Origin of the sequence: Paraburkholderia sp. CNPSo 3076, assembly GCF_026343935.1 — a bacterium.
Classification (GTDB): domain Bacteria; phylum Pseudomonadota; class Gammaproteobacteria; order Burkholderiales; family Burkholderiaceae; genus Paraburkholderia; species Paraburkholderia nodosa.
Window position 1 is genome coordinate 167,669 of sequence record NZ_JAPMAL010000015.1, and the last position, 21,456, is coordinate 189,124.

Annotated in this window: 20 protein-coding genes and 1 pseudogene; 6 read left to right on the top strand and 15 right to left on the bottom strand. The window is 64.6% G+C overall.

Features of this window, described 5'->3' with window-relative positions; translation table 11 throughout:
* Positions 1-48 precede the first annotated feature (48 nt).
* The 9 genes from M3A49_RS18885 to M3A49_RS18925 form a co-directional block, all read right to left on the bottom strand.
* Complete coding sequence (locus M3A49_RS18885; protein ID WP_266230148.1) at positions 49-1,215, bottom strand: ABC transporter substrate-binding protein; 1,167 nt, start codon at positions 1,213-1,215, stop codon at positions 49-51.
* A 196-nt stretch (positions 1,216-1,411) separates the two neighbouring features.
* Entirely contained in the window at positions 1,412-1,612 is a 201-nt protein-coding gene (locus M3A49_RS18890) for a hypothetical protein (protein WP_266230149.1), read from the bottom strand.
* 295 nt (positions 1,613-1,907) lie between these two features.
* A complete protein-coding gene (locus tag M3A49_RS18895) occupies positions 1,908-2,879 on the bottom strand; it encodes a branched-chain amino acid ABC transporter permease (RefSeq protein WP_266230178.1) in 972 nt (323 codons plus the stop codon).
* Positions 2,879-3,763, bottom strand: a complete 885-nt coding sequence (locus M3A49_RS18900) for a branched-chain amino acid ABC transporter permease (RefSeq protein ID WP_254355724.1) — start codon at positions 3,761-3,763, stop codon at positions 2,879-2,881. Before M3A49_RS18900 ends, M3A49_RS18895 begins: the two co-directional genes overlap by 1 nt.
* A 109-nt stretch (positions 3,764-3,872) precedes the next feature.
* Positions 3,873-5,090, bottom strand: coding sequence for an ABC transporter substrate-binding protein (locus M3A49_RS18905; protein ID WP_254355723.1), 1,218 nt, complete (start codon positions 5,088-5,090; stop codon positions 3,873-3,875).
* A gap of 109 nt (positions 5,091-5,199) precedes the next feature.
* Complete coding sequence (locus tag M3A49_RS18910) at positions 5,200-5,970, bottom strand: ABC transporter ATP-binding protein (RefSeq protein WP_254355722.1); 771 nt, start codon at positions 5,968-5,970, stop codon at positions 5,200-5,202.
* Complete coding sequence (locus M3A49_RS18915) at positions 5,967-6,746, bottom strand: ABC transporter ATP-binding protein (protein ID WP_028203291.1); 780 nt, start codon at positions 6,744-6,746, stop codon at positions 5,967-5,969. The genes M3A49_RS18910 and M3A49_RS18915 overlap by 4 nt, the downstream gene beginning before the upstream one ends.
* Positions 6,747-7,116: 370 nt before the next feature.
* Positions 7,117-8,820, bottom strand: a complete 1,704-nt coding sequence (locus M3A49_RS18920) for a GMC family oxidoreductase (RefSeq protein ID WP_266230151.1) — start codon at positions 8,818-8,820, stop codon at positions 7,117-7,119.
* 115 nt (positions 8,821-8,935) lie between these two features.
* Complete coding sequence (locus M3A49_RS18925) at positions 8,936-10,459, bottom strand: CoA-acylating methylmalonate-semialdehyde dehydrogenase (protein WP_323183222.1); 1,524 nt, start codon at positions 10,457-10,459, stop codon at positions 8,936-8,938.
* A 112-nt stretch (positions 10,460-10,571) separates the two neighbouring features.
* Between M3A49_RS18925 and M3A49_RS18930 the strand changes: the two genes are divergently transcribed.
* Together M3A49_RS18930 and M3A49_RS18935 are read left to right on the top strand one after the other, a co-directional pair.
* Positions 10,572-11,459, top strand: a complete 888-nt coding sequence (locus tag M3A49_RS18930) for a LysR family transcriptional regulator (protein ID WP_266230152.1) — start codon at positions 10,572-10,574, stop codon at positions 11,457-11,459.
* Positions 11,460-11,666: 207 nt separating this feature from the next.
* Complete coding sequence (locus tag M3A49_RS18935) at positions 11,667-12,191, top strand: class IV adenylate cyclase (RefSeq protein WP_254355718.1); 525 nt, start codon at positions 11,667-11,669, stop codon at positions 12,189-12,191.
* A 53-nt stretch (positions 12,192-12,244) separates the two neighbouring features.
* On the opposite strand, the gene M3A49_RS18940 is transcribed toward M3A49_RS18935, so the two are convergent.
* Entirely contained in the window at positions 12,245-12,736 is a 492-nt protein-coding gene (locus M3A49_RS18940) for an Lrp/AsnC family transcriptional regulator (RefSeq protein ID WP_028203286.1), read from the bottom strand.
* Positions 12,737-12,877: 141 nt separating this feature from the next.
* On the opposite strand from M3A49_RS18940, the gene phhA reads away from it, so the two are divergent.
* Entirely contained in the window at positions 12,878-13,768 is an 891-nt protein-coding gene (phhA, locus tag M3A49_RS18945; protein ID WP_266230154.1) for a phenylalanine 4-monooxygenase, read from the top strand.
* A gap of 125 nt (positions 13,769-13,893) precedes the next feature.
* Positions 13,894-14,208 (top strand): annotated as a pseudogene (locus tag M3A49_RS18950) (4a-hydroxytetrahydrobiopterin dehydratase); the annotation flags it as partial.
* A gap of 103 nt (positions 14,209-14,311) precedes the next feature.
* Here M3A49_RS18950 and M3A49_RS18955 read toward each other — a convergent pair.
* Positions 14,312-14,542 (bottom strand): DUF3717 domain-containing protein, encoded by a 231-nt coding sequence (locus M3A49_RS18955; RefSeq protein ID WP_028203283.1) that lies wholly within the window; start codon positions 14,540-14,542, stop codon positions 14,312-14,314.
* Between the two features lie 106 nt (positions 14,543-14,648).
* On the opposite strand from M3A49_RS18955, the gene M3A49_RS18960 reads away from it, so the two are divergent.
* Positions 14,649-15,335 carry a response regulator transcription factor gene (locus M3A49_RS18960; protein WP_027815974.1) on the top strand — a complete coding sequence of 229 codons (687 nt, stop codon included), beginning with the start codon at positions 14,649-14,651 and terminating at the stop codon, positions 15,333-15,335.
* Positions 15,336-15,520: 185 nt separating this feature from the next.
* The gene (locus tag M3A49_RS18965) at positions 15,521-17,089 is read left to right on the top strand and encodes a sensor histidine kinase (RefSeq protein WP_266230159.1); all 1,569 of its coding nucleotides are present in this window, start codon (positions 15,521-15,523) and stop codon (positions 17,087-17,089) included.
* Between the two features lie 79 nt (positions 17,090-17,168).
* Here M3A49_RS18965 and M3A49_RS18970 read toward each other — a convergent pair whose 3' ends face one another.
* The 4 genes from M3A49_RS18970 to M3A49_RS18985 all read right to left on the bottom strand — a co-directional run bounded on the left by M3A49_RS18970 (position 17,169) and on the right by M3A49_RS18985 (position 20,847).
* A complete protein-coding gene (locus M3A49_RS18970) occupies positions 17,169-17,675 on the bottom strand; it encodes an SET domain-containing protein (protein ID WP_254355716.1) in 507 nt (168 codons plus the stop codon).
* 301 nt (positions 17,676-17,976) lie between these two features.
* On the bottom strand, positions 17,977-19,089 hold the full coding sequence (locus tag M3A49_RS18975; protein ID WP_254355715.1) for an NADH:flavin oxidoreductase/NADH oxidase: 1,113 nt from the start codon (positions 19,087-19,089) through the stop codon (positions 17,977-17,979).
* A 130-nt stretch (positions 19,090-19,219) separates the two neighbouring features.
* The gene (locus tag M3A49_RS18980; protein WP_266230161.1) at positions 19,220-19,948 is read right to left on the bottom strand and encodes a glutamine amidotransferase; all 729 of its coding nucleotides are present in this window, start codon (positions 19,946-19,948) and stop codon (positions 19,220-19,222) included.
* Positions 19,949-20,208: 260 nt separating this feature from the next.
* Positions 20,209-20,847: a MarR family winged helix-turn-helix transcriptional regulator gene (locus tag M3A49_RS18985; protein ID WP_028203278.1), complete on the bottom strand. Its 639-nt coding sequence runs from the start codon at positions 20,845-20,847 to the stop codon at positions 20,209-20,211.
* Between the last annotated feature and the right edge of the window lie 609 nt (positions 20,848-21,456).

The following is a 21,456-nucleotide window of genomic DNA, read 5'->3' on the forward strand; positions in this document are numbered from 1 at the left end:
TCAAACGAGCGTGCCTTTTTCGTGTTTCGTGCGTCATTCAACCGGCACTCAATCGCCGGCGAGTTTCCACTTGCCGCCGACGATCTCCACCATCACGCGGGCACGCTGGTCGAGACCCGCGTGGTCCGTCGAACTCATGTTGAAGATGCCGTGCGCGCCAGCCACGTCATGCGAGTTTTCAAGCGCGGCGCGCAGCGCTTCGCGGAAGGCCTTCGAGCCCGGCTGACCGGCTTTCAGCGCGGCCGGAATCGCCTGCTGGAGCAAGAGTCCCGCGTCCCACGCGTGACCGCCGAAAGTGGAGATCGAGCCTGCGCCATCGGCCTTTTCATAAGCGGCTTTATACGCAAGCGCCGATTGCTTCACGGGATTCGAATCAGGCAATTGATCGGCCACGAGCAGCGGCCCGGCGGGCAGCCAGGTGCCGTCGCAGTCCTTGCCGCACACGCGCAGGAAGTCATTGTTGGCCACGCCGTGGGTCTGATAGTACTTGCCCGCGTAGCCGCGCTCCTTGAGCGTTTTCTGCGGCAGCGCGGCCGGCGTGCCCGCGCCCGCGATGAGCACCGCGTCGGGGTGCTGCGAGATCATCTTGAGCACCTGGCCCGTGACCGAGGCATCGTTACGCGCGAAGCGTTCGTTCGCCACGACCTTGATGTTCTGCTTGGCAGCGGCCGCGCTGAATTCCTTGTACCAGCTCTCGCCATAAGCGTCGGCGAAGCCGATGAAGGCCACCGTCTTCACGCCGTGCGCGGCCATATGTTGCGCGATGGCGCCGGCCATCAGCGCGTCGTTCTGCGGCGTCTTGAAGACCCACGAGCGTTTGGCGTCCATCGGCTCGACGATCGAGGCCGCTGCGGCCATCGAGATCATCGGCGTGGACGTTTCCGCTGCCACGTCGATCATGGCGAGCGAGTTGGGCACGACTGTCGAGCCGATCAAGGCGTCGACGTGATCTTCGCTCGTGAGCTTGCGCGCATTCTTCACCGCCTGGGTGGAATCCGTGGCGTCGTCGAGCACGATGTAATCGACTTTCTGGCCTGCGATTTCCTTCGGCAGCAACGCAACCGTGTTCTTTTCCGGAATCCCGAGCGAGGCAGCGGGCCCCGTCGCCGACAGCGTCACACCGATCTTCACATCTGCATACGCCCCGCCGGCCGTCGCCGCGAGCACCCCGGTCGCGACGCAAGCCGCCCCCATCCAACGCAAAACCAACTGCATCTCCACTCCTTCGATATTCGTTTTCTTTATTGCTACGGAATTGTGGCGCACCGCGGCCGATTACCTCATAGCCAAATCGATAATCGGCTGCGGGAAATCAACGCAAAAATGCTGACCGCATGGTCGGTGATTGGCGAGTGTAGCGGCCTGCGTATTCAGATGGCAAGCGCTTTCCATCTGCTTACAGTGAGCAGGATTACGCGCTCGCCTTGCGTAATGCGCAAACGCTTGTGCTGCGGGCAAAGTCCGGCCGCGCGGCCTGATTTGCGTAATTTGGAAAGGGATAATCGGCGCGTACGAAGGTGCGTAAGTCGCATGCCTCGCGGCAGAGAAAAATAATCGGCTCGCCGTTGAAAACAGGCGCGTAGAAATATAAAAAGCGCTGTTGGACTCTCATCCAACAGCGCTTCCTTGTCCGGGCACTTGGTGCCTCAGTTGTCTCCTCGTTCTCCACCTGCAAATTCGGTGCATCAGAACTAAGTGCAACTTTAAACTTCGCCCCCCTCTGCAGCAACTAGCATTTACCCTAGTGGTGCAGTGCGGCACCGAAATGGGGCGAGGCGCCACAGATTTGTCGCTCGGCGGGCCGCTGCGGGATGCCGCAGCGCGACATCTTTGCGCGCGTTACGCCTGCTCGAGCCGGCGGGCGATCATTCTATCGCAGTCCGGAGCAGTGCTGGCACGCCCGGCCGTCACGTGCGCAGGGGTCGTACGCGCGCCACGATCTCGCCGACAATGCCGCGCCGGAACGCCAGCACGCAGGCAATGAAAATGATGCCCGTGACGATCGTTGTGGACTCACCGAGTGAGCGGAACCACTCCACGCCCGTCCCTCTTGCGAGCGCCGTGCCGATGTCGCCCAGCCGGTCCTCCAGCGCGACGATGAGGGTCGCGCCGAGCAGCGGCCCGAACAGCGTGCCCATGCCGCCCACGAGCGTCATGAGGATCACGAGACCGGACATGGTCCAGTACGCGTCGCCGAGCGTTTCGAAGCCGAGCACGAGTACCTTGAGCGCGCCGGCCAGACCCGCGAGCCCCGCCGACAGCACGAACGCGAGCAGCTTGAAGCGGTCGGTGTCGTAGCCGAGCGAAACGGCGCGCGGCTCGTTCTCCTTGATCGCAACGAGCACCTGCCCGAACGGCGAATGCACGATGCGCACGATCAGCATGAACGCGAGCACCATCGCCACGAGCACGACGTAATAGAGCGTGAGATCGGAACCGAGCGAAAGCAGGCCGAACAGGTTGCCGCGCGGCACACCTTGCAGACCGTCTTCGCCATGCGTGAACGGCGCCTGCAGGAACACGAAGTAGACCATCTGCGCGAGCGCGAGCGTGACCATCGAGAAGTAGATGCCCTGCCGGCGAATCGCGAAGATGCCTACCACGAGCCCGAGGACCGTGGCCACCGCCGTGCCCGCGAGCACACCCACCTCGGGCGTGAAATTGAGCGACTGGATCGCGTAGCCCGCCGTATAGCCCGCGCTCGCGAGAAACATCGCGTGGCCGAACGAGAGCAGGCCCGTGTAGCCGATCAGCAGGTTGAACGCCGCGGCGAACAGGGCGAAGCACAGCACCTTCATCACGAAGAGCGGATAGGCGCCGGCGAACGGCGCGACGATCAGCCCGATCAGCAACAAACCATAGAGCGCTTTTCTTTGCATCATCGTTCCTTGCCGAAGAGACCAGCGGGGCGAATCAGCAGCACGATCGCCATGATTACGAACACCACGGTCGCGGAGGCCTCGGGCCAGAACACCCGCGTGAAGCCTTCGATCACGCCGAGCATGAGGCCGGTGAGGATCGAGCCCATGATCGAGCCCATGCCGCCGATCACGACCACGGCGAACACGGTGATGATCATCGGCTGGCCCATGAGCGGCGACACCTGGATCACGGGCGCGGCGAGCACGCCCGCGAACGCCGCGAGCGCGACGCCAAAGCCGTAGGTGAGCGTGATCATGAGCGGCACGTTGATGCCGAACGCTTCGACGAGCTTGGGGTTCTCCGTGCCCGCGCGCAGATACGCGCCAAGGCGTGTCTTTTCTATCACGAACCAGGTCGCGAAACATACGGCAAGCGAAGCCACCACCACCCAGGCGCGATAGTTGGGCAAATACATGAAGCCGAGATTCGTCGCGCCGGCGAGCAGGTCGGGCACGTCATAGGGCTGGCCCGACGAGCCGTAGATCGAGCGGAACACGCCCTCCACCACGAGCGTGAGACCGAAAGTGAGCAGGAGTCCGTACAGATGATCAAGCCGGTAGAGCCAGCGCAGCATGGAGCGCTCGATTACGACGCCGAACAGGCCGACCACGAGTGGTGCGACGACGAGCATCACCCAGTAGGGCAAATCGAAGTACGCGAGCCCCATCCACGTGAGCATCGCGCCCAGCATGAACAACGCGCCGTGGGCGAAGTTGATCACGTTGAGCATGCCGAAGATCACCGCGAGACCGAGGCTCAGGATCGCGTAGAACGAGCCGTTCACGAGCCCGAGTAGCAACTGGCTCAGCATTGCCGGAAGCGGAATGCCAAAAATCGTCATGAAAGCCGCCCATTGACGCATTAACGGATTACGCAATCACGCCGCGCCCGGCGCACCCACCTCGGGGCGCCGGGCGTGGCGTACGACTGCAGCATTTACGCGCTCGCGCTTACTTCCACAGCGCGCACTTGCTCTCCTGCTTCGTCGTATAAGCCTGCTCGCCCGGGATCGTCTGCAGCACCTTGTAGTAGTCCCACGGCTTCTTCGACTCGGACGGCTTCTTCACCTCGACGAGATACATGTCGTGGATCAGCACGCCGTCCTGGCGGATGTAGCCGCCCTTGGTATAGAAGTCGTTGACCTTCGTCTTCTTGAGCTGCTCCATGACCTTGTCGGAATCCGTCGTACCGGCCGCCTGCACCGCCTTCAGATACGTCGTCACCGCCGAATAGTCGGCCGCCTGCAGTTCGGACGGCATCTTCTTCGTCTGGTCGAAGTAGCGCTGCGCCCACTTGCGCGTGTCGTCGTTCTGGTCCCAGTACCAGCCGGTCGTGAGCACGAGGCCCTGCGTGGTGTCGAGCCCGAGGCTGTGCACGTCGGGCAGGAACATCAGCAGCGCCGCGGTCTTCATCGTCTTGTTGATGCCGAATTCCTTTGCGGCCTTGATGGCATTGACCGTGTCGCCGCCCGCGTTCGCGAGGCCGAGGATCTGCGCCTTCGAGGCTTGCGCCTGCAGCAGGAACGACGAGAAGTCCGACGCCGAGAGCGGATGGCGCACTTCGCCGAGCACCTGGCCGCCGTTCGCCTTCACGACGTCCGCGGTGTTCTTCTCGAGCGACTTGCCGAACGCGTAGTCGGCGGTCAGGAAGAACCAGCTCTTGCCGCCCTGCTTGAGCACTGCGAGGCCCGTGCCCTTCGCGAGCGCGACCGTGTCATAGCCGTAGTGGACCGTGTACGGCGTGCACTGCTCGTTCGTCAGTGCGTCCGTGCCCGCGCCGGTGTTGAAGTACACCTTCTTCTTCTCTTGCGCGACCTGGTTCATCGCCAGCGCCGTCGCCGAGTTCGTGCCGCCGAGCAGCATGGTGAGCCCGTCACGGTCGAACCATTCGCGCGCCTTCGAAGCGGCGATGTCGGCCTTGTTCTGGTGATCGGCGTACTCGATCTGGATCGGCTTGCCGAGCACCTTGCCGCCGAAGTCCGCGACCGCCATCTTGATCGCCGTAAGGCCGCCCTGGCCGTCGTCGTCTGCGTAAAGGCCGGACATGTCGGTGATGAAGCCGATCTTCACCGCGTCGTCGGCGGCCTGCGCGCTCCCCGCGCTGAACGCCATCGCAGCTGCCGAGGCGGCAAAGAGGCCCGCGAGCCGCGCGAACGTGGTTTTCTTCATTGCAGTCTCCTTCCTTGGTTGCGTAATTATTCAGGAACACTCCATGAACACTGGAGGTAAAGCGATTCGCGCGGCACGTTTGCGTCGCGCGGCAAACCAGAACCGAAAATTAAACGCCCAGCAGGTCGTGCAGCACCGGCATCTTTCCCTCAAGCTCGGCCGTGCCGAAGTGCTCGACGATGCGCCCGTGCTCCATCACGTAAAAGCGGTCCGCGAGCGGCGCCGCAAAACGGAAGTTCTGCTCGACCATCACGATCGTGTAGCCGCGCGACTTAAGCGTGAGGATCATGCGCGCGAGCGTTTGCACGATCACCGGTGCGAGACCTTCGGATATCTCGTCGAGCAGCAGCAGGTTCGCGCCCGTGCGCAGGATGCGCGCCACGGCCAGCATCTGCTGCTCGCCGCCGGAAAGCCGCGTGCCCTGGCTGTTGCGCCGCTCGGCGAGATTGGGAAACATCGCGTAGATCTCGTCGAGCGACATGCCCTGCGCTAACTTTCCCCCTTTCGCGCCGATATGCGGCGGCAGGAGCAGATTTTCTTCGCACGAGAGGCTCGCGAAAATGCCGCGCTCCTCGGGGCAATACCCCACGCCGCAGTGCGCGATACGATAGGTGGGCATCTGGATGGTCTCGCGCCCGCCAATCCGGATCGAGCCCGTGCGCCGCCCGGTGAGCCCCATGATGGCGCGCAGCGTCGTCGTGCGCCCCGCGCCGTTGCGCCCGAGCAGCGTCACGACCTCGCCGCGCCCGACGGACAGATCCACGCCGTGCAGAATGTGCGACTCGCCGTACCACGCCTGCAGCCCCGCAATTTCCAGCGCCTTCGCGCTCTCGGTCGCACCCGCAGCGGCGGCCGTCTCGCGTTCGGTGACCGTATTCATGCGTGCGCCCCCGTCAGCGCCGCGTCCGCACTGCCCATATAAGCTTCGGCGACGAGCGGATTCTTCGAGACTTCGGCGTAGCTGCCTTCGGCGAGCACCTCGCCGCGCTGAAGCACCGTGATGGTGTCGGAGATGCCGGCAATCACGTTCATGTTGTGCTCGACCATGAGGATCGTGCGCCCGCTCGATACCTTCTTGATTAGCGCCGTCACGCGGTCCACGTCTTCGTGGCCCATGCCCTGGGTCGGTTCGTCGAGCAGCATCAGCTCGGGCTCCATCGCGAGCGTCGTGGCGATTTCCAGCGCGCGCTTGCGGCCATAGGCCAGCTCGACCGTGGGCACGTCGGCGAAATCGGTGAGACCCACCTGCGTGAGCAGATCCATCGCGCGGTCGTTGAGCTCCGCGAGCGTGCGTTCGCTCTTCCAGAAGTGGTAGGCGGTGCCGAGCGAGCGCTGTAGCCCCACGCGCACGTTCTGGAGCGCCGTGAGGTGCGGAAAGACGGCCGAAATCTGGAACGAGCGAATGATGCCGCGCCGTGCGATCTGCGCGGGCCGCTCATGTGTGATGTCGATGCCGTTGAAGACGATGCGCCCCGCGCTGGGCACGAGGAATTTGGTCAGAAGGTTGAAGCAGGTGGTCTTGCCTGCGCCGTTCGGTCCGATCAGTGCATGGATCGAGCCGCGGCACACGCGCAGGTTCACGCCGTTCACGGCCGTGAAGCCCTTGAACTGTTTCGTGAGGTCGCGTGTCTCCAGAATCGTGTCGCCGAGAATCATGTCCCCTTCCGAGCGTGGTAAGGCGTAACACTGCAGACCGTCCGTGACTCGTGGTGCACGGTGAGATCCGGCGCGGACGTGGCGGCGCGCCTCCCGATGCGCGCAACGCGCGCCTGCCGACTTTCGCGTCATTGTCTCGCCAATGATGCAGCGCAATCATTGGGATTTGCACTTAAGTGAGCGTCACAACGACAGCGAACATGACAACCAACAGTTGACGACAATTCGATGAAAGATGTGCGCACGTTAGGCGCACGATTACCGCAAAACCGTATCTGACGGACGTACAGAAACACGCGCGCGGAAGCGCTTCCGCGTGCGTCCCATATAGTCGTCGAATCGACGCTACCTTGCGCGTCGCTCCATGCCCTCAGGCGGTCGTCAGCGTTGCACCGGCGGCGGCCTCCGTTTGCGCACGCGCACCCTCGCGGCGGTCGGCGCGCAGCATCGCGGCCGCGCGCTCCGCGATCATCAGCGTCGGCGAATTCGTGTTTCCCGAGGTAATGGTCGGCATGACCGAGGCGTCCACCACACGCAGGCCCTCCACGCCGCGCACCCGCAGGCGCGCGTCGACCACGGCGTCGGGGTCGTCGGCGCGGCCCATGCGGCACGTGCCGACCGGATGAAAAATCGTCGTGCCGACGTTGCCCGCCGCCTCGCGCAGCTGCTCCTCGGTCTGAAACGCGAGCCCCGGCAAGATCTCTTGCGGCTGGTAACGGGCGAGCGCGTCAGAAGCCGCGATGCGCCGCGTGAGCCGTATCGAGTTGGCCGCAACGCGCAGGTCGTGATCGGTCGAAAGATAATTGGGTGCGATCGCGGGCGCCTGCGACGGGTCAGCCGAAACGGCGTGGATACTGCCGCGCGACGTGGGCCGCAGGTTGCACACCGAGGCGGTGAACGCGTTGAAGCGATGCAGCGGCTCGCCGAAGCGGTCGAGCGAAAGCGGCTGCACGTGATACTGGAGGTCGGGCCGCGTGAGCGCGGGGTCACCCGGGTCCGACTTCGCGAACGCGCCGAGCTGCGAGGGCGCCATCGACATCGGCCCGCTCTGGAACAACGCGTATTGCATGCCGATCATCAGCTTGCCCCACCAGTGCGCGGAGGCCGTATTGAGCGTACGCACGCCGTTCACGCGAAACGCCATGCGTAATTGCAGATGGTCCTGAAGGTTCTCGCCCACGCCGCGCAGGTCCTGCACGACGCCAATGCCGAGTTGCGCGAGCCGCTCAGCATCGCCGATGCCCGAAAGCTCGAGCAATTGCGGCGAATTCACGGCGCCGGCGCACAGGATGACCTCACACCGCGCCCGCGCGACGTAATCGACGTCGCCGCGATACTCCACGCCCACGCAGCGCTTGCCTTCGAAGATCACGCGCTGCGTGAGCGCGCCGGTGACGACCGTGAGGTTGGGCCGCGTCATCGCCGCGCGCAGGAACGCCTTCGACGCATTCCACCGCACGCCGCGCTTCTGGTTCACCTCGAAATAGCCCACGCCGCTGTTGTCGCCGCGGTTGAAGTCGTCGGTGGCGGCAATGCCCTGCTCTTGCGCGGCGTGCGCGAACGATTCGAGAATCTGCCAGCGCAGGCGCTGCTTCTCCACGCGCCATTGGCCGCCCGCGCCGTGAAACTCGCTCGCGCCGCCGTGATGGTCTTCGCTGCGGCGGAACACGGGCAGCACGCTGTCCCACGACCAGCCGGAATCGCCGGTCTCGCGCGCCCAGTTGTCGTAGTCTTCGCGCTGGCCGCGCATGTAGATCATGCCGTTGATCGACGACGAACCGCCCAGCACGCGCCCGCGCGGATAGGAGAGCGAGCGGCCGTTGAGGCCTTTTTCGGCGGCGGTCTTGTAGAGCCAGTCCGTGCGTGGATTGCCGATGCAGTACAGGTAGCCCACGGGAATGTGGATCCAGTGATAGTCGTCCGCGCCGCCCGCCTCGATGAGCAGCACGGAGACGTCCGCGTCTTCGGTCAGGCGATTGGCGAGCACGCAGCCCGCGGTACCCGCGCCAACGATCACATAGTCGAATTCGCCTTCGAGGCGGCGCGCGGCCTGAGCTTCACTCGGTGCAGGCATGATGTGTCTCCAGCGATGACTACTCTCTTCATGTTGTATTTTTTGAATTGCGATTACTGCGCCGGGCGAGATCGAACGCTTCGGATTCCTTTCGAACCGCCCGGCTCCCGAGCGCCTACTTCGCCACCGGCATGGTGAACTCCGCGCCCTTGGCAATGCTGTCGGGCCAGCGTTGCATGATGCTCTTGTAACGCGTGTAGAAGCGCACGCCTTCCTCGCCGTAGGCATGATGATCGCCGAACAGAGAGCGCTTCCAGCCGCCAAACGAGTGCCACGCCATCGGCACCGGAATCGGCACGTTGATGCCGACCATCCCTACCTTGATCTGGCGCGAGAAGGCGCGCGCGACGCCGCCGTCCGAGGTGTAGCACGACACGCCGTTGGCGAATTCGTGCGCGTTGATCAACTCGACGGCGCTCGCGAAATCGGGCACGCGCACGACCGACAGCACCGGACCGAATATCTCTTCCCGGTAGATCGTCATGTCGGTCTTCACGTCGTCGAACAGGGTGCCGCCGAGGAAGAAGCCGTCCTCATGACCGTCCACCTTGTGGCCGCGCCCATCCACGACAAGCTTCGCGCCCGCCGCCACGCCCGCCTCGATATAGCCCTGCACTTTCGCGCGATGCACGCCTGTGACGAGCGGCCCCATTTCCGAGGCGCCGTCCATGCCGCTGCCGATCTGCAGCGACTTCACGCGCGGCGTGAGGCGCTCGACGAGTTCGTCGGCGATATGGCCCACGGCCACCGCCACCGAGATCGCCATGCAGCGCTCGCCGGCCGAGCCGTAGGCCGCGCCGATCAGCGCATCGACGGCCTGGTCGAGGTCCGCGTCGGGCATCACGACGAGGTGATTCTTGGCGCCGCCCAGCGCCTGCACACGCTTGCCGTGCTTCGTGCCTTCCGTGTAGATGTACTCGGCGATCGGCGTCGAACCGACGAACGACAGCGCGGTGACGTCGGGATGCGCCAGCAGCGCGTCCACGGCCACCTTGTCGCCGTGCACGACGTTGAACACGCCGTCGGGCAGCCCGGCTTCCTTGAGCAGTTCGGCAAGCCGCACCGAAGCGGAAGGATCACGCTCCGAAGGCTTCAGCACGAACGTGTTGCCGCACGCGAGCGCGATCGGGAACATCCAGCACGGCACCATCATCGGGAAGTTGAACGGCGTGATGCCCGCCACGACGCCCAGCGGCTGACGCAGATTCCAGTTGTCGATGCCACCGCCGATCTGGTCGGTGAAATCGGTCTTCAGCAGATTGGGAATGCCGCACGCGAACTCGACCACCTCGATGCCGCGCATCACCTCGCCCTTCGCGTCGGAGAACACCTTGCCGTGTTCGCGCGTAATGAGTTCGGCGAGTTCGTCGTGATGCTGGTCGAGCAGATCCTTGAACTTGAAGAGAATGCGCGCGCGCTTGATGGGCGCCATCTCCGCCCAGGCGGGAAACGCGGCCTGCGCGGCGGCCACCGCGGCGTCGACCTCCGCCACGGTGGCGAGCGGCACGCGCGCGCTCACTTTGCCGAACGCAGGATTGAAGACGTCGCCACGACGCTCGCTCGTTCCAGCCAGCGGCTTGCCGTTGACGAAGTGGGTCAGCATGCGTACGCCGGCTTCGTTCTGATGTGTCTCGCCCATGGATGTGCCTCTTTTGTCGTGAAGCCTCGATCTAATCAGCGTAATCGCGAGGCCTGGGCGCGATCCAATGATTAATGCTCAACAGCGATATAAGGCGGTTTAATATCAGGATATGGACCTGACCTTGCTCCGAGCGTTTGTCACCGTCGCGCGCGAGGGCAACCTCACGCGCGCGGCGACCCATTTGCATCTCACGCAGCCGGCCGTGAGCCTGCAGATCAAGCATTTGCAGGAGGCGCTGGGCGTCGCCCTCTTCACGCGTACTTCGCACGGCCTCGCGCTCACGCGCGACGGCCAGGCGCTGCTGCCGCATGCCGAACGCGCGCTCGCCGCCGCCGGCGACGTGCTGCGCGCCGCTGCTGCACTGCGACACGAGGTCCGCGGGCGCTTGCGCATCGGGACCATTCTCGATCCGGCGTTCCTGCGCCTCGGCGGCTTTCTGCGCCAGCTCGTCGAAACCTGGCCGCAGATCGAAACGGCGCTGCGCCACGGCATGTCGGGCTGGGTGCTCGACCAGGTGCGCTCGCGCGAGCTCGACGTGGGCTACTACATTGGCCAGCCGACACCCGACCCCGATATGTTCCACGCCATCACGCTCACGCACTTCCAGTACCGTGTGCTCGCGCCCGCGGGCTGGAAAGACCGCGTCAAGGACGCGCGCGACTGGCGCGCACTCGCCGCACTGCCGTGGATCTGGACACCGCCCGCTTCCGCGCACAATCGCCTGCTCACCACGCTGTTCGAGGCCGCACAGGCGAGGCCCGTGAAGGTGGCCGAGGTGGACCAGGAGCCGTCGATGCTCGATCTCGTGAAGTCGGGCGTGGGCCTCACGCTCGCACGCGATTCCACGGCCCTCGCCGAAGCGCACGCGCACGGGCTCACCATCGTCGAAGGCGTGACGGTGCCCACGGAACTCACCTTCATCACGCTCGCCGCGCGGCGCGACGAGCCCACCATCGCGGCGGCGCTCAAATCGATCGAAACGCAGTGGGCGATATGAGCCGCGCTCATGAAGATGCGCATGCGCCATTTATGTCTGACGTAAGTGCGGGCCTGGTCGCGTAACAGCGCTGTCACACAAGTTTTGATAGATTGGGAATTCGCTCCGCGTTTTCGGCACGCCCACCGGTGTGCTCACCCTGCGCGGCGCGTTTCCAGCCTCTCCCATCGTTCCCCCCTTGTTCTCTTCGTTCGACAGGAGCCTTGCATGGCCCGCAACATCGAAATCAAAGCCCGCGCCCGTCAATTTGACGTCCTGCGCGATCGCGCTTCCCAGCTCGCCACCGACGCTCCGCTGATCTTTCGCCAGCAGGACTTCTTCTACGACGTACCGCGCGGCCGCCTGAAGCTGCGACAGTTCGACGACGGCACGCCGCCCGAGCTGATCTTCTATCAGCGCGACGACCGCGACGGCCCGAAGGCCTCGTACTACACGCGCAGCCCCGTCACCAATGCCGAGGCCATGCACTCGCTGCTCGCCACGGCGCTCACCACGCGCGGCATCGTCTCGAAGGAGCGCCACGTGTATCTGGCGGGCCGCACGCGCATCCATCTGGACCGCGTGGATGGTCTGGGTGACTTCGTCGAACTGGAAGTGGTGCTCGGCCCCGAGGACGACGAGCAAGGCGGCGAAGCCGAAGCGCACGCGGTGTTCGCGAAGCTCGGCGTGGACGAAAGCGATCTCGTCGCGGTGGCTTACGTGGATCTGCTCAATACGGCCAACGCGGCCTGACATCGGTAAAACGGCCAGGCGGGCCCTTCCGGCCCGCCCTGGCCCCTCACAGCTCACGCCGCCGGCGCGCCCGGCTCCAGATGCCCGAGCGGCAGCGGCCCGTTGCGCTTGAACGTGGTGAGCACGATGTTCGAGCGCACGCTGTCCACGCCGGGCACGCGCATGAGCTTCTTCATGACGAAGGTCGAGAGCGCGTTCAGATCGGGCGCGACGATGCGCAGCAAATAATCGGCGTCCCCCACCACGGCATGGCATTCGAGCACTTCGGGCAGCACGTCGATCTGCTGCTGGAACTGCTCGATGATCGAATCCCCATGATGCTTGAGCTTCAGGCTCGTGAACGCGGTCACGCCCAGCCCGAGTTTTTCGGGCCGCAGCACCACGCGATAGCCGTCGATCACCCCTGACGCCTCGAGGCGCTGCAGCCGCCTGCCGATCTGCGAAGGCGAGAGCGGCACCTGCTCGCCAAGCTGCTGATGCGTGGCGCGGCCAAAGCGCTGCAGCACGTCGAGCAGCGCCAGATCGAAATGGTCGAGTTCAAGCATGAATGAAATCCGCATTAATTGACGATGTCACGCTCGATTATTGCATATGCTGGCCGCGTCCCATGGAGTACGCGCACATGCCGCGCGGCAACCGCTCTAGACTTGCATGACAGCAAGCCTTTTTAGTGGAGCGTTACGAACATGGCCGCCACCGCGAAACTGCAGGAGCAGTTCGACGCGGGTCTCACCACCCGTCCCGATTTCACGATCGACCAGCCGCTCGCACGCTACGGCGCGGCCGATCACGCCGTCTGGGACCAGCTCTACCGGCGCCAGCGCGCCCTGCTCGAAGGCCGCGCCTGCGATGCCTTCATGAAGGGTGCATTGCGCATCGGCCTGAATGTTTCCCACGTTCCCTCCTTCGCGCAGGTGAGCGAGCGCCTGATGGCCGCAACCGGCTGGCGCATCGTGGCCGTGCCGGGCCTCGTGCCCGAGCGCACTTTCTTCGAGCACCTTGCGAACCGGCGCTTTCCGGTCACCTGGTGGATGCGCCGTCCCGATCAGCTCGACTATCTGGAGGAACCCGACTGTTTTCACGACCTGTTCGGCCATGTGCCGCTGCTCACCGACCCCACTTTCGCCGATGCGATTCACGCCTATGGCCGCGCCGCGCTCGCCGTCGAGGAGCGCGCATTGCCGTTGCTCGCGCGGCTCTACTGGTACACGGTGGAGTTCGGCTTGATGCGCGATGCGAGCGCGCCCAACGGCGTGAAAATCTACGGCGCCGGCATCGTCTCGAGCAAGGGCGAGACGCTATACAGCGTGGAGAGCGCGGCCCCCAACCGGCTCGCGTTCGACCTCGACCGCGTGCTGCGCACGCGCTATCGCATCGACACGTTCCAGAAGACCTACTTCGTGGTCGACTCGTTCGCCCAGCTTTTCGACGCGCTGGGCGCGGGCATTGCTTCGCGCCTGACCGATCCGGCGGCGCTCATCGTGGCGCAGCCTCACGCGGCAGGCGACGTGCTGCACAGCGACACGATCATCACGCGCGGCACGCGCGAGGGCTGGCTCAACGACGGCGACGTCTGAACGACACGCGGGCTTTGCGCCGCAGCAAGCGCGCGATCCCGGATTCGAGCGCTCGCACGCGTGCCCTATACGTGAAAAAATGGCTGATCGGCTAATGGCGCACGCCAGGCCTCAAGCTCAATACAGGTGCAATGATGATCAACCGACTCACATCCGAAGAGCGCGCATCGCAACTCGCCGACCTGCGCGGCTGGCAGGCCGTCGCCGGCCGCGATGCGATCCAGCGCCATTTCCGCTTCGCCGACTTCAACGAAGCCTTCGGCTTCATGACGCGCGTCGCCATCAAGGCGCAGGAAATGAACCATCACCCCGAGTGGTTCAACGTGTACAACCGCGTGGAGATCACGCTTTCCACTCACGAAGCCGACGGCCTCACCTCGCGCGATATCGAACTCGCGCGCTTCATCGATTCGATCGCGCCGGGACCGCTCAGCGCATAAGCAGCGGTACTAAGCATGGGTACGCTGTGCGCACGGCGAGCGCACACAACGAGCGCACAGCGCGCCATGAAAGCATAATGCAGGGTGTCGGGCCTTCAAACCTTCAGCTTTGAAGGCTATTCTTGATGGATACGTAAGACTCCCAGGCAGCGCGGGCAATCGGGTCTAAACGTTCCGGTGATATGGCGTTCTGACGCTGTACAATCAGCAGCGCATAAGGCTTGGAGAGCGCACTCGCCTCCTGGCACAACGCGAGCTCATCGCCAATCGAAGGCGAGCGGTTGCGCCAGAAGTTGATCGCGGCTTCGAGTTCGGTGATTGAAATATCGGACATGTGGATCGTGATCGCGCAACCGTCGGGCTGTGCCTCGTGGCCAGCAAGCGACGCTTTGCGAACTGCGTGCCTGAACGCTAAAACCCATTGTACTTGAGCGAATCCCATGCGACTCCTTCTGATCGAAGACGACCGCCCTATCGCACGCGGCATCCAGTCCAGCCTCGAACAAGCCGGCTTCACGGTCGACATGGTCCACGACGGCATTTTCGCCGAACAGGCCCTCACGCAAAATCGCCATGAGCTCGTGATCCTCGATCTCGGGCTGCCGGGCATCGACGGCATGACGCTGCTTTCGCGCTTTCGCCAAAGCAACCGGCATACGCCCGTCATCGTGCTTACCGCGCGCGACGAACTGAACGACCGCGTCCAGGGCCTGAATTCCGGCGCCGACGACTATATGCTCAAGCCGTTCGAACCGGCCGAGCTCGAAGCGCGCATTCGCGCCGTGATGCGCCGCAGCGGCCCGCACGGCGACGTGCCGCGCCCCGAAGTGTCGCTCGGCGGCGTGCGCCTGTCGGGCGTCGATCGCCGCATCTTCAACGACGACAAGCCGCTCGAACTCTCGCCGCGCGAGTTCGCCGTGCTCGAAATGCTGCTGCTGCGTCACGGCCGCGTAGTGAGCAAGGCGCAACTGCAGGACCACCTCACGCACTTCGGCGGCGACCTCGGCGACACCGCGATCGAAGTCTACGTGCACCGCGTGCGCAAGAAGCTCGAGAACTGCCGTGTCGAGATCGTCACGGTGCGCGGCTTCGGCTATCTGCTGCAGGAAATCCGCCAGGCGGCCTGATCCGCCTCGTTTTCCGAGCCAGCTAGCGGCGGCGGAGCACTCCGCCGCCGTTTGTGCTTGATGGCACCGGCTTCTGGCGCCTCACCGGCACTTGAGCCGCCACGCCCGCGGCCCGCGTACAATGGATCGGTCCCGTGCAGCGCGCGCCGCCGCACCCACGATTCATCATTCGCCGCGAAGCCATCATGTCCTCACCTGCCGCAACGAGCCTGCGGCGCACGCTGCTACGGCGCCTCGCCGCCCCGCTTTCGCTGCTCGCGCTGATGAGCGGCCTGATCGCCTATTGGCTCGCCTGGCAGTACACGCAGCACGTGGTCGACCGCTCGCTCGCCGACCTCGCCACGGCCATTTCCCGGCAGATCCAGATCGCCGGCGACGATGCCGCCAATACCGTCCCGCCGCTCGCGCAGGCGATGTTTTCCGACCCCGTTGAGGCCCTCGTCTATCGCATCAGCACCGGTGAAACGGAAATCGCGGGCGACCACGACTTGCCGCTGCAGGGCACTAACGTGCGCCGCATGCACTACGCGTACGTGTTCGAAACGATCTATCAGGGCGTGACCGTCCGTGTCGCCCAGGTGCGCGTGCCGCAGACGCATGGCAATCCGATCGTCGTGGAAGTCGGTCAGCCGGTACATCATCGCTTTCGCATCGCCGCTGAATTTCTCGTCGCGATCATGATGCCGTTGCTGCTCCTGCTGCTCGCCGGCTGGGTCATCGTGTGGCGCGTGGTCAACCAGCAGCTCAACCCGCTCACCGCGCTCGCCGACTCGCTCAACCGCCAGACGCACACGTCCCTCGAACCCGTGGACGAGACCTACGTGCCGGTAGAGATCCGTCCGCTCACGGGCGCGCTGAACGCACTGCTCGGCCGCCTGAAGACCGCGCTCGACGCGCAGCGCAAGTTCATCGCCGACGCCGCCCACCAGCTGCGTACGCCGCTCACCGCGGTGAAGCTGCACGCCGAGCAGGCCGTGAACGCGCGCGAGCCGCAAAAGGTCAACGACGCGGTGCGCGAGCTACGTGCGGCCGCCGATCGCGCGGTGCGTCTGTCCAATCAGTTGCTCTCGCTCGCTCGCGCGGAGCCGGGTGAACAGGCCGCGCGCTTCGTCGATATCGACATGGCCGCGCTCGCCTTCGAGACAGGCGCCGAGTGGGTGCCGCGGGCGCTGGCGAGCCACGTCGATCTCGGCTTTCAGCGCCTCGACGATCCCGAAAACGACACGCCGTTAATGGTGCGCGGCAACCCCGTGCTGCTGCACGAGGTCATCGCGAATCTGCTCGACAACGCGCTCAAATATTTGCCCCCCGCGCGTTTCGAAGGCGCGCGCATCACCGTAACCGTTTCGCAGTCCTCCGTGGAGGGCCTGCCGATGGCCGAGATCGTCGTGGAAGACAACGGCAGCGGCGTGCCCGCTTCGCAGCAGGCGGATCTCTTCAAGCGCTTCTTCCGCGGCGACGGTCAGAGCGAAAGCGGTGTGGATAGCGGCGCGGGCCTCGGCCTCGCGATCGTTCACGACATCATGACGCTGCATCGGGGCAGCGTACATTACGAAGATACGCCGGAAGGCGGCGCGCGCTTCATCGTGCGCGTGCCGCTCGCGCGTCGCAGCGCGCCTGGCGGCAAGGACGCCAGCGACAGAAAAGACAGCAAGGAGGCCACCGCCTCCGAGACCGCGCATCTGCGCACGGTCGAGGCCGACGAGCCGCCGCGTGAGAAGAAACCGACCCACCAGGCGAGCATCGATCTCTGACGCTGCAAGTGCCAGAAAAACGACAAGGGCCGCTCATGCGGCCCTTGTGCTTGATGCGGTGCGACGCGCGTGGCGCCGCTTACTTCTTCTTTTTGCTCTTGCCTTTCGACGCTTTCGCGCCCTTCGCAGACTTGTCGTCGTCGGGCGGTGCGAGCATCGTGCCGCGGCACTTGCGGGCGCCGCAACGGCATTCGTATTCGCGCTTGAGCTTCTTCGTCTGCTTCGCGTCGATCACGAGGCCGTAGTCGTAAAAGAGCTCCTCGCCCTCGGCGATATCGCGCAGCGCGTGAATATAGACGTGCCCTTCGATTTCCTCGGCTTCGCAGTTCGGCGCGCACGAGTGATTGATCCAGCGCGCACTGTTGCCCTTCACCTTGCCGTCGATTACGTCGCCATCGTCGAGCGCGAAATAGAACGTGTGATTCGGTTCGTCAGGATTGTGCGGATGACGCCGCAGCGCTTCCTTCCACGAGATGCGCTCGCCCTTGTATTCGATCAGTCGTTCGCCGGTCGCAATGGAGACCGCCGCAAACACGCCCTTGCCGTGCACGCCCGACTGGCGCACGACGATCCTGCGTTCACTCATTGAATGAATCCTTGTGAAGTACTGGGGGAGACTGTTCCGGTCATGACAGGCGGCGTGCAACATGTCCTCGCGCGCCGCCTGCGGCTCTCTCATGAAGCCGTGCCCGACGGTCTGCCTGGCCTTGCATCGGCCCTTGCATCAAACCTCGCGTCCTGCCTCGTCGCGCTCCGTACGCAAACGCGGCGCCGATTGGGCGCCGCGCTCATGCGACGCCCGGCGCGCCACAGACGGCATCGTACACGCTCGCGCCTCTTTCGTTCAACCCATATGCGCCGTGAGAAACCGCGACGCGCAGCGTGCTTCAGCGCTGCCCGAGCGTCGTCTCGCCGAACAGCTTCTTCAACTCGCGCGGTTGCGAGCGCCAGTATTGCGGCGGCGCGCTCACGCTCGCGCCGAGTTGCGCCGCGGCGTGCCACGGCCAGCGCGGATCGTAGAGCATGGCGCGCGCCATCGCGATCATGTCGGCTTCGCCGTCTTCGACGATCTGGTTGGCCTGCAAGGCGTCGGTGATGAGGCCCACCGCAATCGTCGTCATGCCGGTTTCGGCCTTCACCTTGCGCGCGAACGGCACTTGATAGCCGGGCTCGAGCGGAATCTTTTGCAGCGGCGACACGCCGCCCGAGGACACGTCGATCCAGTCCGCGCCGCGCGCCTTGAGCGCCTGCGCGAGGACGACGGTGTCATCAGGCGTCCAGCCGCCCTCGACCCAATCCGTTGCCGAAACGCGCACGCCAATCGGGCGATCGGCGGGAAACTCGGCCCGCACGGCGTCGAACACTTCGAGCGGAAAGCGCATGCGGTTTTCGCGCGAGCCGCCGTACTCGTCGCTGCGCTGGTTCGCGATCGGCGAGAGAAATTGGTGCAGCAAATAGCCGTGCGCCGCGTGGATTTCGAGCGCCTCGATGCCAAGACGCGCAGCGCGGCGCGCCGTGGCCACGAACGCATCGCGCACGCGATTCAGACCCGCCACGTCGAGCGCGAGCGGCGGCGCCTCCCCCTCCTTGTGTGCGAGCGCCGAAGGCGCGTGCGGCAGCCACCCGCCGTCGGCAACCGAAATCAGCTGGCCGCCCTCCCAGGGCACGTGACTCGACGCCTTGCGCCCCGCGTGCGAGATCTGCATGGCGATGCGGACAGGCGAATGGCGGCGGATGGCGGCGATCACCGGCTCGAGCGCGGCTTCGGTCGCGTCGTCCCACAGGCCAAGACAGCCCGGCGTGATGCGCCCGTCAGGCTCGACGGCCGTCGCTTCGATGCAGAGCATCGCGGCGCCCGAAAGCGCCAAGTGGCCGAGATGGATCATGTGCCAGTCGTTGGCTTCGCCGCGCTCGGCGGAGTACTGGCACATCGGCGAAACGACGATGCGATTGGCGAGCGTCACGCCACGCAGTTCGAGCGGAGTGAAGAGCTTGCTCATGGGAGGTCCACGGACGGTTGGCAGAAGCGTCCGAGAATAGCACGCGCTTTTTTCACGCGTTCGACAAGGCACACCACGCCCGCACGGTGTGCGCCCGCGCGAGGTCGATCAAGCTGGGGTCAGGCGCGGGTCAGGGTTGGCGCGCGGCTATCTGTGCGTCGACGGCGTCGAGCCATTCGCCGAACATGCGGCTCGCCTGCGCTTCGAGGAGCGGCCCGTGGCGCGCCGTGTCGTCGCGCAGCGCGTTCACGTCCACGCCCGCGCCAGCGATCTCAGCGGCATGACCGATCAGCCAGGGCTCGAAACGGTCGGCGCGCACTTCGGGATGGCACTGCAGGCCGAGCACGTAGTCGCCCCACGAAAACGCCTGGTTCTCGCATAGCGGCGTGGAAGCGAGGCGCGTCGCGCCCTGCGGCAAATCGAAGGTATCGCCATGCCAGTGCAGCATGGAGGTCGCCGCGCCGTCGAGGTGCTGCAGCGGCGAGGCGTGGCCGGCGTCGGTGAGCGTGAGCGGCGTCCAGCCGATCTCGGCCTGGGGTCCCGCATACACGCGAGCACCGAGCACGCGCGCAATGAGTTGCGCGCCGAGGCAGATGCCAAGCGTAGGCAGACCCGCCGCGATGCGCTTTTCGATCATCGCGGCAAGGGGAACGAGTGTGGGATAGCGCGCATCGTCGCACGCGTTGATCGGGCCGCCGAGCACGACCATGAGCGACGCCGACAAGGGATTGAGCGCGCCAACCCGGGCGAAGCCGACATCGACGTAGCGCACGGGGCGTCCACGGTCGCCGAGCACGCGCTCGAAGCTGCCGAGGTCCTCGAAATAGACATGGCGCACAGCCAATACTTCGCGATTCATCGGCAAATTCCCGGGTCGGCTGTGGGCGGCCTGCACGTCACCGCTTTTTCACGGCGCGTGCGAACGTTTGCGCCAACGGTCGTGACAAAAACGTGTGGCCAATACTTGCGAGAACTACACAAATTGCCATGTATGCGTTTGATGCACGTAAAGTCAGCACGCAACGTCGGCACGCCAACGACCGCGCGATGCTTTGCACTACCGTGCATTACACGCATGATGCGCGCCGCCCGCATGGGGGCGGCGGCGCAACTTCGGCCTTAAACCGCGAAGATCTTCCAGTTTTTCTTCTGGGTCGTCACGTCGGCCTGTTCGTAGACCGAGCAATCGAGACGCAGATCCGTGTCAGCCATGTTGATGTTCAGAAGCTGGCAGTGATGCGGCGTCTTCTTCGGGTTCTTGCTCGGCTCGAAATGCGAGCAGGTCAGGCACATGCGGTGTTGCGGGCTGGTTTCCTGCGATTCGAGCAGATAAACCGTCTTGAGCAGTGTGCGATAAAGCGTGGACTGCTCATCCGCCTTCAGCGTGCCGACCGCCTTCGACAGGAAGTCGGGCCACTGCGAGGCCTTTTTCGCCGCCGTGCGGCCGCGCGAGGTGAGGCGCACCGCGAGTGCGCGGCCGTCGTCGAGCGCGCGGCGCTTTTCGACCAGCCCCTTGGTTTCGAGCGTGCTCACCGCATCGCTGGTGGTCGCGGCCGTGAGGGCCGTTTCACGCGCGATCTCGCCGAGGCGCATCGGCCCCTTACGCTGCATCAGCAGCACGAGAATTTCGCCCTGGGTAGGCGTGAGTCCTGCCCCTTCGGCCCAGTCCCACGCCTGGCTCCGCATTGCCGTGCTAAGTCGCAGCAGGCTATGGGTCACCCGCCCGGCTGCCTGCTCTCCGTATACGCCTTCGCTCATAGTCTTTCGCTGGTTATTGGCAGCTTGCGCTGCATCGTCAGCCGCCGCTTTGACCGACGGCCTGTGGGAACGCTGGCGCCCGGTTCCCCGAGCGCCGCACCATCACAAAAATTCCTGCTTCGCGTACGCCACGCGTACGCGTTGCATTGTCATGTTTCTTGCCGCAGGCCCCGGAAACATCCTTCAAGTCCCGACGCCAGTGCAGCAAACCGACATTCTATGCGAGAGCGGCAAATCGCACAGCTAAGTTATCCAACGTGAATTGTGGATAACCCGTTGATAAGCACGCCATTGCCTTGTGTACAGGTTCCTGGCTGCTCGCCATCGTCGCCCCGCGACCCATGCAGGTTATCGCGGATTTCTGTCTCGAACGCAACTGGAATCTGCCCGATTGTGCCTAACCAATCATTACGTAGTCCATTGAGTTTGCAGGGAAAACGAAGGTTACCCACAAAGTCGCGGGCCATCTGTCCATGAATATGGACCATGTCGGGACCCAGGTCAAAAAAATAAGAACCCCCAGGTACCTCGAAGCCGGCAAAAAAATTTCGTCCACCTCGAAAAAAGTGGCGTGCGGAACCAACGCGCCCCGTATTTGGCCCGCTTTTA